The organism is Nitrosomonas sp. (genome assembly GCF_024282095.1).
Classification (GTDB): domain Bacteria; phylum Pseudomonadota; class Gammaproteobacteria; order Burkholderiales; family Nitrosomonadaceae; genus Nitrosomonas.
This window is the reverse complement of sequence record NZ_JAMWZS010000003.1, coordinates 51756-65011: the sequence shown is the minus strand read 5'-3', so window position 1 is coordinate 65011 and position 13256 is coordinate 51756. Positions and strand designations below refer to the sequence as shown.

Genomic DNA, 13256 nt, shown 5'->3' with positions numbered 1-13256 from the left:
ATGTGGTATTGGTAGAATGTTTTGCTACGCGAACGCCATCAAAATATCATAGACATGCCTCAACCAATTGCGCAGGGAAGTTTTTCAGCGAATGTTATGAATTTCAACCACAAAATAACCGGGCCAATATGGATAACATCGAACAACAACTAGCAACACGCTTGGGCCGGGTGCATGCCCGGCAACGGCTTGGTATTGAAGCTGAACGAGGGCACCATGTATTTGGCCGGGGGTTGAATTTTTTTCATCCGGAGAACTGGTACTCGGCGCATGCGCTGGTTCGGTATGCCATCCAATTAGTCGGCATGTATGAGCGCGGACAGCGCAATGCGCGTAACTTGCAAGTGAAGAAAAATCCGATTCATTTGCCGCATCTGCCGAAGGCATTTCATGATTTCAAGATCTTGCATCTCACCGATCTGCACGTCGATATGGATGAGCGCAATTTAAATGCTCTGATTCAAACGGTTGCTGATCTGCACTATGATATCTGTGTGCTGACGGGAGATTATCGTGCCCGCACCTTTGGCGAGATTGAAGGTGCGGTAGCTGGTATGCAGCGGCTTGTACTGATGTTGAAACAGCCTGTCTACGGGATTCTGGGAAATCATGACTCGGTGCGCATGCTGCCGGCGTTGGAATCCATGGGTGTCATCATGCTGATGAATGAGGCCACTGCGTTGGAAAGAGAGGGTGCGCGGATTTTCCTGGCAGGCGTTGACGATCCTCACTATTTTCGCGTGGATAATCTTGAGAAAGCAGCTCAACATATCCCGCCGGATGCTGTCTCGCTATTGCTTTCGCATACACCGGAAATTTATCGTCTGGCGGCACACGCTGATTTTGATGTGATGCTGTGCGGTCACACGCACGGCGGCCAGATTTGCCTGCCCGGCGGCATTCCGTTGACGTTGGACTCCAAATGTCCGCGTTATATGGGAGCCGGAAAGTGGCGCTATCAGCACATGCAGGGCTATACCTCGGTAGGCGCCGGCACGTCCATTGTCAACGTGCGATTCAATTGTCCGCCCGAAGTCACTATCCATCATTTGCTGCAAGTTTAGTACGGGGTTTTGCGGATTTTCAGCCAGAACAAAATCCGTGAAAGAATCAATTCTATAAAAAAGAATGCCAGCACAATCGAAAAAATCTGCTCGGCATTGATTCCCAGCAACACTTGGCATCCCACCAGCGGAAACAGAGATTCCGGGATTTGATCCAGACCCAGTGCCATAGCGCTGGACCGTAACCCCAAGCGTCGCTTGATAAAACTTGAAATCATATCGCCTGCCATCGATAGCGCGCCGAACAGCAAGCTTGTCAGCAATGGCAGCGCCAGGATATTGCCGATCAGAACCGATATTGCAAGCGCAGCTATGAAACCACGGAAGGTTTTCGATGCGCCCAGGATGGGTCGCCCATCGAAAAATAATTGATTGCAGTCAATCGGATAATCGAACCGCTTGCCAGCAAACTTCGCCAGCAAAATGGGCGCGCCATTTACTCCCATCAACCAAAACAACAAAATCATTTCTTGTTGTAATTCTTCCATTGGATGCACCAAAGGTAAAAACAACGGTTATTTCATTGGCTCCGGGTTGATGCCCTGTTCCCACTTATAAATCACTCCCACTCAATCGTTGCCGGTGGCTTCCCGGAGATATCGTAGACCACGCGGTTGATACCGCGAATTTCGTTGATGATGCGATTGGAAACCTTACTTAATAGTGAGTACGGCAATTCCGCCCAGTTGGCGGTCATGAAATCCTGAGTTTGCACGGCTCTAAGGGCGATGACGTATTCATAGGTGCGTCCGTCCCCCATCACGCCTACGGATTTGACCGGCAAAAAAACCGCAAATGCCTGCGAGGTTTTGTCGTACCAACCGGAATGTTGTAATTCTTCGATAAAGATTTGGTCTGCCTGCCTGAGTAATTCGGCATATTCATATTTGACTTCGCCCAGAATGCGCACGCCCAGCCCCGGTCCGGGGAATGGGTGACGGAATATCATTTCGCGCGGCAAGCCGAGCGCCAATCCCAATTCGCGCACTTCATCCTTAAATAGCTCACGTAGCGGCTCGAGTAATTTGAGGTGTAGTGTTTCCGGCAATCCGCCGACATTATGATGGGATTTGATGGTATGGGCTTTTTTGGTTTTACCACCGGCAGATTCAATCACATCGGGGTAAATAGTACCTTGCGCAAGCCATCTGGCATCTTTGATTTTTACCGATTCGCGCTGAAATACCTCCACGAATTCACGTCCGATCACCCGTCGTTTGGTTTCAGGATCGACAATGCCTTTGAGGTTGCGGTAAAAATCGCGGCTGGCATCAATATGAATCACTTTAACCGCCAGATTGCTGGCAAAAGTTTCCATCACCTGCTTAGCCTCGTTGGCGCGCAGCAGACCATTGTCCACAAATACACACGTGAGTTGGTCACCAATAGCGCGGTGAATCAATGCAGCTGCTACCGAGGAATCCACGCCGCCCGATAAACCCAGGATCACCTGATCGTTGCCGACGGCTGCACGAATCTTGCCGATGGCTTCATCGACATAATTCGGCATATTCCAGTCATGTCCAATGTCGCAAATGTCATGCACAAACCGGTCGATAATCGCTTTGCCTTGCAGCGTGTGGGTAACTTCGGGGTGAAACTGAATGCCATAAAACCGCCGTGTATCGTCCGCCATGGCGGCAATCGGTGTCGCGGCATTCTGTGCCATCACCTGAAATCCGGCAGGCAGCGCCACTACTGCATCGCCATGACTCATCCACACATCCAGAATGTTGTTTCCGGCTGCATTGGTGCGGTCCTTAACTTGCTGAAATAATGCACCATCTTGCGTCGTTTGGATTTCTGCATAGCCGAATTCGCGCACCAGCGCATTTTCAACCGTACCGCCCAATTGTGCCGCCATGGTTTGCATACCATAGCAAATGCCAAGCACCGGCACATTGAGTTCAAAAACGATCTGCGGCGCACGTGGCGTCTCATCTTCGGTGACCGATGCGGGACCGCCGGAAAGTATGATGCCTTTGGGGGCAAATGCTTTGATAAATTCCGGGGTGACATCATACGGATGTAATTCGCAGTAAACATTCGTTTCACGAACACGCCGGGCAATCAGTTGCGTGTACTGGGAACCAAAATCCAGAATAAGAATTTTTTGATGCATTGGCATTACTGTTTACTTGACATGATAGTTAGGCGCTTCCTTGGTAATCTGCACATCGTGTACGTGAGATTCACGAATACCCGCGGATGTAATTTCAACAAATTCCGCTTTCTCATGCATCTGCGCAATTGTTCCACAACCCAGATAACCCATACTTGAGCGCACGCCCCCCATTAGTTGATGAATGACCGCGGAAATACTGCCTTTGAAAGGCACACGGCCCTCCACCCCTTCAGGCACCAGTTTGTCATTATTCTTCTGTTCTTTTTCCTGAAAATAGCGATCGCTGGATCCTTGTTGCATCGCCGACAGCGAACCCATGCCGCGATAGCTTTTATAGGAACGGCCCTGAAACAATTCGATTTCCCCTGGCGCCTCTGCGGTTCCGGCAAACAATCCTCCCAACATCACCGTATCCGCGCCGGCTGCTAGCGCCTTGGCAATATCGCCTGAATAGCGAATGCCGCCATCGGCAATGGTGGGCACACCACTGCCTTTTAATGCTTCCGATACATTGTGGATAGCGGTTACTTGCGGAATACCGACGCCGGCGACAATGCGCGTGGTACAGATGGAGCCGGGACCGATGCCGATTTTTACCGCGTCCACACCATTGTCCACCATCGCTCTGGCAGCCGCTGCGGTGGCAACATTGCCGCCAATCACCTGCACTGACGGCAGATTCTTTTTGACCCAGGCAATGCGATCCAGAACACTCTGCGAGTGACCATGCGCAGTATCGACCACAATCACATCAACGCCAGCCTCAGCCAGCGCAATGGCACGTTCTTCACTACCCTCTCCGACACCAATCGCCGCACCGACACGCAAACGCTCCTGTTCATCTTTGCTGGCCAGTGGATATTCTGAAGTTTTGATAATATCTTTAACGGTGATGAGTCCACATAATTCGAATTGATCATTGATAACCAGCAAACGCTCCAGACGGTGTTTATGCAGCAATGCCAATACTTCATCGCGCGAAGTTTCCGCTTTGACCGTCACCAATCGGCTTTTCGGCGTCATAATGTGTTTAATGGCTTGATCCAGATTCGTTTCAAAACGCAGATCCCGGTTGGTTACAATACCGACAACTTTCTTGCCGTTCACTACCGGTAATCCGGAAATTTTGTAGCGGCGAATCAGCTCAAGCACTTCGCGCACCGTCATATTCTGGTGGATGGTAATGGGATCCTTCACTACCCCGCTTTCAAAGCGTTTGACTTGCGCCACATGCGCTGCCTGCGCATCAATCGACATATTTTTATGAATAATTCCGATACCGCCTTCTTGCGCCAGGGCGATGGCCAGTGGTGCCTCGGTAACGGTATCCATGGCAGCCGATATCAGTGGAATATTCAGTGCAATGGTACGGGTTAATTTTGTCGCCAAACTGACATCACGCGGCAAAACGGTCGAATGAGCCGGAATTAAAAGAACATCATCGAAGGTGAGTGCTTTTTGAATCAACTGCATAATAACAATCCTGTACAAAGTGACATTATAGCCAAAGCGACCGCAAATTTCGCTCCAATTTAGCTAAGAATACAACATATCTCCGGTAATTGTGATGTAATGTGGCAAATCTTCAAGTTACATAAATACATGTCCGATGTAGTTCAAATCATTCATTCTCAGGAGTATGCGATGAAAAATTTTGTATTTACAGGACTCATATTGCTATTCAGTGTAACAGCCAGCGCCCAGATTTATAAATGGGTTGATGAAAATGGCAAAACACAATACACCGACCTGCCTCCTCCGCCGGGTGCTGCCAAGGAAGGGCAACGGTTGAATATCAAACCGGTGCTCGCACCTGCAAATAATGAGACCAGCAAATCCCAAAACCCGGCTGATGAGCGGCTTGAATTCAACAAACGCCAAGAACAGAGAAAAGAGGAAGAAACCAAACAACTAGCGAAAGCAGAAGAGAATAAAAAGAAATGTATTGACGCCCAAGGGCAGGTTAGATTATATACTGATTCACCCCGTTTGACCGTGCCTGACGGCAGTGGCGGCATCGCTTATGTGGATGATGATGTTCGTCAGAAGAAAATTGCTGAAGCCAACAAGGCAGTTGCGGCATTCTGCAAATAAATTAATTACTTAAAGACTAGATGGTTGCATTGATCAGCAAATTAATACTGGTTGCCATATTTTCCCTGGCAAGCGCTTCGGTTGTCGCTGAAACAGCTGCTGCATATTCGGGACAGGATAACGCTGTCCATAAAAAAGCAACAAACCGGACAATGCAATGGGAGCTTCTGCCCGGCGAAAATATCTTACAGATCGCGCGCCTGATGTTTCCTAAGGATTCCACCACTCGCGACACATTCATTCGGGCAGTCATTCGTATAAATCCTGAGCACTTTCCTGCCGGCACTTATCAGCCACTACCTGCCGGCACCGTCATTCATATTCCTGATTTAAGAACGATTCATGCATATTCTGCACCGACCGTCAAAAAACGGCGCGCAATTACCGCCAACAACGAGGCACAAAGCAAATCCCCAATAACGCCCACTGCAGTGATCTCCAACTTAAATAGCAATCACTTATTCTTGCAATTGATCTCACAACTCGAACAAATTGCGCAGAAAGAAACGCACGATCTTACTGCATTGACTCAACACACCGCATCTCTTGCATCACGAATCGCTGAAATTCAATCTCTATATGCAATGAAAACTCAGCAATCAAGCGAGTCACAGATCGCCAATTCAGGCGGATTCCAAGAAATCAGCCTACAACCTACTGAACGCTTTGAAGATCCGATATCGCCAGCAGAATCCAGTGATACTTCGTGGGAAAACCCATTCAGATTCGATAGTGTATTTGTTTTGGGAATTTTATTGATGGTACTGATCGTCATCCTAATATTGCGCAACTACCGCAGGATTCAGGAAAGACTGACACAGCCTCGCGAAGCATCATTACCACCTGGAATTTCCAATCCGCATCAATACCAGGTGTTATTTCTGGATCAAAACCGCCATAGCGCCGATCCCATGCAAAACTCACCTGAGACATCATCCAGTGACATGGCATCCGAAGCCCGTTTGCTGATCAAGCAGGACAATTCTGAAGCTGCTATTCAATTCCTGCAGAAACAATTAGCAACCAATAAGTTTGATATCTCAGGATGGTTGTTATTATTTGAACTGCTATACGCATTGAATAACAAATCGGGTTTCAAGAAAAATGCTCGCCGCTTTAAACGGCTGGGAAAATTTCCTGATATCTGGGTGCAAATTCAAGATCTGGGGTATCGGCTTGAACCCAACGAATCGCTCTACTTTAATGAACAGAGGCGTAAAGAAAAATTTTTTCCTGATTCATCGGATTCTAATTTGCCTGCTCACACGCTTTAAACAACTAACTTCCCTGACTAACAGGCTGTTGAAAAGCATAGTTTATGCTTGATAAATAAACATTTGAGCCTGTTTTTTAGCACCGCAGGCAATGCATTTTTCAACGACCCGCTAGATCACTACAATATCCGCATTCGTCATGTTCAATCCAACACCAACGATAGCCACTTGCTTCGCAACCCCGGCATTACTTCCATCCGCATCGTATAACAATATACCCGTCGCATCGTTATATATGATGAAATCATTCGTATCCAATGCTTTTGTGCCGATTCTGAATTGATCAGCAGCCAATGTGCCAGACGTCGTTAACGCGGTAAATACAGAATTTTCAAACTGAATAGTATCTTCAGCCACGCTGTAATCGGTGATCGTGTCAGTGTGATTGATCGTAGTAAAACGAAAAATATCCGCATTGGCTCCACCTGTTAGTGTATTGGTACCCGTGCCGCCATTCAGAATATCGTTACCCGCTCCGCCATTTAACTGATTGTTGACGCCATTTCCCGTAATGCTATTCGCTTGCGCATTACCCGTGCCATTAATCGCTATTGTACCTGTCAATGTGAGATTCTCTACATTGGCGGATAACGTGTAAGTGACACTGCTGCTGACCTTATCGGTACCTGCGCCCGGATTCTCGATAATAGTGTCACCCACATTGTCAACCACATAGCTATCGAATCCCAGTCCGCCGATCATAGTATCCGCACCCGTTATACCATTGAGTGTGTCGTCACCATCACCACCGTTCAATTGATTGGCAGCCGTATTACCGATCAACCTATTGCTCAGATCATTACCTATGCCGTTAATAGCCGCTGCGCCTGTTAGTGTCAGATCTTCCACATTCAATGGAAGCGTATAAGTCATGCTGCTGCTGATCTTGTCGATACCCTCATTGCTGTATTCGATAACGACATCGCCCGCATTGTTAACTACAAACGTATCATTACCCAATCCACCAATCATCGTATCCGCGGCATCTTTGCCATCGAGCGCATCGTTACCGCTTCTACCGTTCAGGACATTACTCTTAAAATTACCGATGAAACTATCGTTGAAATTGCTACCACTTAAATTTTCGATGTTGATCAAGGTATCCAATCCAGCGCCACCGGTATTTTGTTGCGTAGTGATTGCGAGAGAAACATTGACCGAAGCTGCGGCAGAAATATAGCTGGTAGTATCATGGAGAGAGACTGTGCCGGTCAAAGCATCGTTTCCTGCTGTACTCAACAGGAACACAGCCGAGGGGTCGTTCAAAAAGAATACGGCATTACCCAGCTTCTCGCCGACAAAAACATCCAGATCGCCATCACCATCCAGGTCAGCGAAAGTCGGATTCGCATTGGCACCCACATCCGTTAAACCTAACGGATTGATGCTGGCTGCAGCGAACACCGGATTGTTGATGGTTCCCGTGTTCCTAAAAAACAAGATATTGCCGTCCAAATTACCCACAAAAGCATCACCATCACCATCACCATCACCATCAATGAAGCTGGGACTCGCCTGAAAACCTACATCACTCAGACCAAACGGATTGGTGACGGCAGCAGCAAATACCGGATTGTTGACTGTCCCCGTGTTCCTAAAAAACAAGATGTTGCCATTCAAATTACCCACGAAAGCGTCTAAATCACCATCACCATCACCATCGGCAAAAGCGGAGCTGGCTTGGGAACCCACATCGCTCAAACCAAACGGATTAGTGACGGCGACGGCAAACGCCGGATTGGCGACTGTTCCCGTATTCCTATAAAACAGAGTATTACCATCAGAATTACCGATAAAAGCGTCCAAATCTCCATCGCCATCAATATCCACAAATTCGGGATCAGTATAGAAACCGGCATTACTCAAACCCATCGGATTGGTGATGGCAGCTACAAACACCGGATTATTGGCTGTTCCCGTATTTCTATAAAACAACGTATTGCCATATACTTCACCCACGAAAGCGTCTAAATCGCCATCGTCATCGATATCCACAAAAGTAGGTGTAGCTAGAATGCCCACATCACTCAAACCAAACGGATTGGTAGCGGTTAAGGTAAATTCAGGATTTGACATGCGATTGATTACTCCACATAAATGAGGATTTCATACAGGATTCTCGTCATTCACTGCCAGTTGTACGTGTCGATGAAACTATTTCACCAATGCATTGATGGCAATAAACGAGGACACACTTGATGATAAAAATTCAGCATGACATTACCCATCATTCTAATTCGTAATATTCACCAGTTTGACGTTTATACTGAGTTTTTCTCGGACCGCTAACCATTCTAACGACTAACGACTATCAGTTTGTTGATATAACTCAAGCAAACCCATAATCACCGATATGCAGGCATGACACTGATATTTAAAAAAGATTTAACTCGCATCCACCAAACGCCCTCTCATGCTTTCTGACCCGCTAACCATCTAAATCACCACAAACTCCGCATTGGTCATGGCTAGTCCCGTGCCAACGGTAGCAATTTGCACCGCAGCACCCGCGCCATTGCCATCCGCATCATATAACAGCGCACCCGCCGCATTGTTATAGATAACGTGATCATTCGCATCCAACGCTTTGGTACCGATTCTGAACTGCCCGGCAGCCAATGTGCCGGTTGCCGTTAACGCAGTAAATACCGCATTCTCAAGCTGAATGGTGTCATTGGCTACGCTATAGTCAGTGATCGCATCAATGTGGACGACCGTGGCAAACCGAAAAATATCGCTGCCTGTTCCGCCGGTTAACGTGTTGGTGCCTGCACCGCCATTCAACATATCATTGCCGCCGCCACCGTTGAGCGTATCGTTACCCGCCAATCCATTTAACTGATTGGCAGCTAAATTGCCAGTGATCACATTCGCTTGACCATTACCTGTGCCATTCACCGCGGATGTGCCGGTCAACGTAAGATTTTCCACATTGACAGGTAGCGTGTAAGTCAATCGACTGCTGACCGTATCCGTGCCCTCGTTAAGTTTTTCAGTAACGATATCGCCCGCATTCTCAACCAAATAAGTGTCATTCCCCGATCCTCCCGCCATCGTATCCGCGCCGGACCAGCCGATCAGGGTGTCATTTCCGGCTCCGCCATTGAGCGTATCATTGCCGGCATCGCCATTGAGTTGATTGGCGGCATTGTTGCCGGTGATGACGTTGTTCAGGTCATTGCCTGTGCCATTGACCCCCGCTGTACCGGTCAGTATCAGATTTTCCACATTGGCGGGTAGTGTGTAAGTCAACCGGCTGCTAACGGTATCCGTGCCTTCGCCGAGTTTTTCAAGCACAACATCTTTGGGATTTTCAACGAAATAAGTGTCATTGCCTGGCCCACCGATCATGGTATCCGCGCCGGACCAGCCGATCAACGTATCGTTACCGCCCTTGCCTTCCAGGATATTATTGGCTGAGTTACCGGTTAAGTTGTCAGCGAAAGGGCTGCCGATCAGATTCTCAACCTTGGTGATGGTGTCCAATCCCACACCGACTGTGTTTTGCTGCGTATTGATATTCAATGAAACGGTTATCGGGCCAGTGGCGGAAGCATAGGTCAGGGTATCACTGTCAAACGTTGTGCCCGTCAACACAGTGTTTCCTGGTGTACTGACCAGCAATACGCTAAAATTTTTGCTACCGAGAAGCGGTGCTGCCACATCATCTGAAATGCTGGTGTTGATCGTGAAAGCACCCGCGAAATTCGCAGCAGGCGTGAAAACCACACCCGCTAACAACGCATTCACGTTGGCCAACGCACCGCTGGCTGTCCATGTGCCGGTACCGGCGCTAAAAGTGGATGTCACAGCACCTGATGTTCCCGTGCTTAAACTGCCCGCCGCCACATTTGACAACTTCAACGTCGCAGTTACATTCGCACTGTCCGGATCGCTGATGACAATATCGGTCAGATTGAGTGGCGTGTTTTTAGTATAGGTTTCAGGAACAGTGAGATTCGCGACATTCAGTGCATTGTTGTTAGTGAGGAATCCCTCCCAGGCCGAGATACCGCCATACGAATAAGTACCACTCACGTAGGCATCCAAATCGCCATCGCCGTCAATATCCGCGAAGGCTTGACTGGTGATGCTGCCACGATAAATATTTCCCGGCAAGCCAGAAGGACTGCCGCCCGCATAAGAAAACGCCGGATTACTGGCGGTGCCGGTGTTCCTAAAAAATTGAGTATGATTAGCAAAGGCATCCAAATCGCCATCACGGTCGAAATCTACAAAGGCGAAATCAGAACCCGTTAAGCCGAATGGATTGGCTTGAGATGCGGCAAACACCGGATTGCTCGCTGTTCCCGTGTTTTGAAAGAATATATTATTTACAAAAGCATCCTGATCGCCATCATTGTCGATATCGGCAAATGTAGGATTGGCAAAATTACCCGCAGTACTCAAGCCAAACGGGTTAGTGGCGGCAGCGGCAAATACCGGGTTGCTGATTGTCCCAGTATTTTCAAAAAAGCGCATATTGCCGGCTTCATCGCCCAGAAAGACATCCATATCGTCATCGCCATCGATATCGACAAAGGTGGGGCTGGAAAAACTACCCACATTATCCAAACCAAACGGATTCGTACTAGCAGCGGCAAACACCGGGTTACTGACTGTTCCAGTATTTTCAAAAAACAGCGTATCACCGCCTGCATCATAACCTGCATAGTAATAATAGTTACGATTACCTGCAAAAGCATCTAAATCACCATCACCGTCGATATCAACAAACGTAAAGTCGGTATATTCAACTGCATTATTCAAACCGAACGCACCATCCCAGGAGAAATGCGAACTGTTGCCTATGCCGGTGTTTTGAAAAAACAGCGTGTTGCCACTACTATTACCTACAAATACGTCTAAATCGCTATCGTCATCGATATCGGCAAAGATAGGATTCGTGTAGTTGCCTGCATTACTCAGACCAAATGGATTATTGCTATCGCGGTAAAATGTCGGATTGTTAGTTGTCCCGATGTTTCTAAAGAATACCATGCCGCTACTACCATCATAATGACCATTACCCACGAAAACATCTAAATCGCCATCGTCGTCGATATCGGCAAAGGTAGGACTGGCATACCCGCCCGCATCACTCAATCCAAACGGGTTGGTAACGGCAGCAGCAAAGATTGGACTGTTAACTGTTCCGGTATTCCTGAAAAATTGGGTATTGCCATAATAATCACCCACAAAGGCATCCAAGTCGCCATCACCGTCGATATCGACAAATGTGGGATCAGCACCATACCCGACATCACTCAAGCCGAATGGATTGATAACAGCGGCAGCAAAAGCCGGATTAGCCGCTGTACCGGTATTTTTATAAAATAATATGACGCCATCGCCTCTGCCTATCAAAGCATCCAGATCGCTATCACCATCAATATCAACAAAAATTGGATTATCACCCCCGGTGTTATTTAAGCCAAACGGATTTATAATCGCAGCGGCAAAAATTGGATTGTTGGCTGTTCCCGTATTCTTAAAAAATGACGTATCACCATACAGATTACCCACGAAAGCGTCCAAATCGCCATCGCCATCAATATCAACCAGATCGGGAGAGGCACCAAAGCCTACGTCATTCAAGCCAAACGGATTGGTGGCAACATAATTAAAAACAGGATCAGCCATATCATTACTCCATGATCAATACAGAAATTGAATGTTCAGCTGTACACTGTCATTCTCTGCTACAAAGGTTCAGCAGCTCAAAGCTTGCATGCTAGGCTGTTATGCTCTAATAAGTATATAAGCAAACACTTACTTCGATCTAAGCATTTCCTTAGAGAACCGCATGCCCTATCAATGCTGCTGATTTTCAGAAATTCCTCACTTCACTCGGGATAACAAATGGAGTCATCCAAAGCTGCTAGTGGTATCTCGATGGAGGTTCAATTAGAGAATCGCAGGTTATTTGCGCTATGCTTTCCAGTCTGCCGGTTTTAAACCCGTTCTCTCCAATCGAATAGGGAAATTAAATCCGAAAAGATCAAAAACTACCATACCGGGAAGTTTTCCTCTGGGCCAGTCGGGGAAGAATCAAGCCCAACAATAATCCGCCCACTAAAACAGCAGCACCAGCGAAAAACCAATCTCTATTTTTGCTACTGTGCAATTCACTGTTTTCAATTTGTAATGAGTTCAAATGCTCTTCAGATGCAGCCAGCTTCTGGCGAAATTTTTTATTTTCCTTGTCGATGGACAATACATTCGCTGCGGTATGTTTGATTGAAGCCAGTTGTTCTTCGAGTTGCTTATTTTCACTTTCAAGTTGTGCGACACGTCGATGAGCGCTTTCATATTCACTTTTTATGGTCTTTAACTGCGCCAGCACAGAACTATCGGTGTTATCGATATGATTGAATTCCTTGATCATTTTTTCCAATTGCATCCTTGCAGTTGGCTCGACACTCAGATAGCGGCTCAGCACCCAGCCTTCGACACCGCCATGCGTCTTGACCCGTGTATGCCCACTCTCTGCATCATTTTCCAGAACTTCCAGGGCGGTGCCACTTTTCAGCATCCTAAGCACGGCATGGCTGAGGGTCGGGCCTCGGCGCAAAGTGACTTCCAATTGATCGGATACATAGCGTGTCTCCGCAGCAACCAACACAGAATACAAAGCGCAGTAGATGAGCAGGACCAACAAGGTGATATGTTTATACGTTTTCATAGTTTCAGGTTTTA

Annotated in this window: 9 protein-coding genes; 3 read left to right on the top strand and 6 right to left on the bottom strand. The window is 47.5% G+C overall.

All coding sequences use genetic code 11. The annotated features are described in order from the left end of the window. The first annotated feature begins 128 nt into the window (after positions 1-128). The gene (locus Q0K92_RS01795) at positions 129-1064 is read left to right on the top strand and encodes a metallophosphoesterase (protein ID WP_297324094.1); all 936 of its coding nucleotides are present in this window, start codon (positions 129-131) and stop codon (positions 1062-1064) included. Here Q0K92_RS01795 and Q0K92_RS01790 read toward each other — a convergent pair. From Q0K92_RS01790 to guaB, 3 genes are all read right to left on the bottom strand, one after another. Beyond that, positions 1061-1552 (bottom strand): CDP-archaeol synthase, encoded by a 492-nt coding sequence (locus Q0K92_RS01790; RefSeq protein WP_297324093.1) that lies wholly within the window; start codon positions 1550-1552, stop codon positions 1061-1063. The two genes, Q0K92_RS01795 and Q0K92_RS01790, sit on opposite strands and share 4 nt — an antisense overlap. Before the next feature lie 71 nt (positions 1553-1623). Continuing rightward, positions 1624-3186 (bottom strand): glutamine-hydrolyzing GMP synthase, encoded by a 1563-nt coding sequence (gene guaA, locus Q0K92_RS01785; RefSeq protein WP_297324144.1) that lies wholly within the window; start codon positions 3184-3186, stop codon positions 1624-1626. Positions 3187-3198: 12 nt separating this feature from the next. Further along, on the bottom strand, positions 3199-4662 hold the full coding sequence (guaB, locus tag Q0K92_RS01780) for an IMP dehydrogenase (RefSeq protein ID WP_297324092.1): 1464 nt from the start codon (positions 4660-4662) through the stop codon (positions 3199-3201). A 171-nt stretch (positions 4663-4833) separates the two neighbouring features. Here guaB and Q0K92_RS01775 point away from each other — a divergent pair, with 171 nt between their 5' ends. Both Q0K92_RS01775 and Q0K92_RS01770 read left to right on the top strand, forming a co-directional pair. Then, positions 4834-5283: a DUF4124 domain-containing protein gene (locus tag Q0K92_RS01775; protein WP_297324091.1), complete on the top strand. Its 450-nt coding sequence runs from the start codon at positions 4834-4836 to the stop codon at positions 5281-5283. Positions 5284-5303: 20 nt separating this feature from the next. Further along, positions 5304-6557: a hypothetical protein gene (locus Q0K92_RS01770; protein ID WP_297324090.1), complete on the top strand. Its 1254-nt coding sequence runs from the start codon at positions 5304-5306 to the stop codon at positions 6555-6557. A 111-nt stretch (positions 6558-6668) separates the two neighbouring features. Here Q0K92_RS01770 and Q0K92_RS01765 read toward each other — a convergent pair whose 3' ends face one another. From Q0K92_RS01765 to Q0K92_RS01755, 3 genes are all read right to left on the bottom strand, one after another. Beyond that, positions 6669-8633: a calcium-binding protein gene (locus tag Q0K92_RS01765; protein WP_297324089.1), complete on the bottom strand. Its 1965-nt coding sequence runs from the start codon at positions 8631-8633 to the stop codon at positions 6669-6671. A 360-nt stretch (positions 8634-8993) separates the two neighbouring features. After that, the gene (locus tag Q0K92_RS01760) at positions 8994-12200 is read right to left on the bottom strand and encodes an FG-GAP-like repeat-containing protein (protein WP_297324088.1); all 3207 of its coding nucleotides are present in this window, start codon (positions 12198-12200) and stop codon (positions 8994-8996) included. A 358-nt stretch (positions 12201-12558) separates the two neighbouring features. Next, on the bottom strand, positions 12559-13242 hold the full coding sequence (locus Q0K92_RS01755) for a TIGR04211 family SH3 domain-containing protein (RefSeq protein WP_297324087.1): 684 nt from the start codon (positions 13240-13242) through the stop codon (positions 12559-12561). Between the last annotated feature and the right edge of the window lie 14 nt (positions 13243-13256).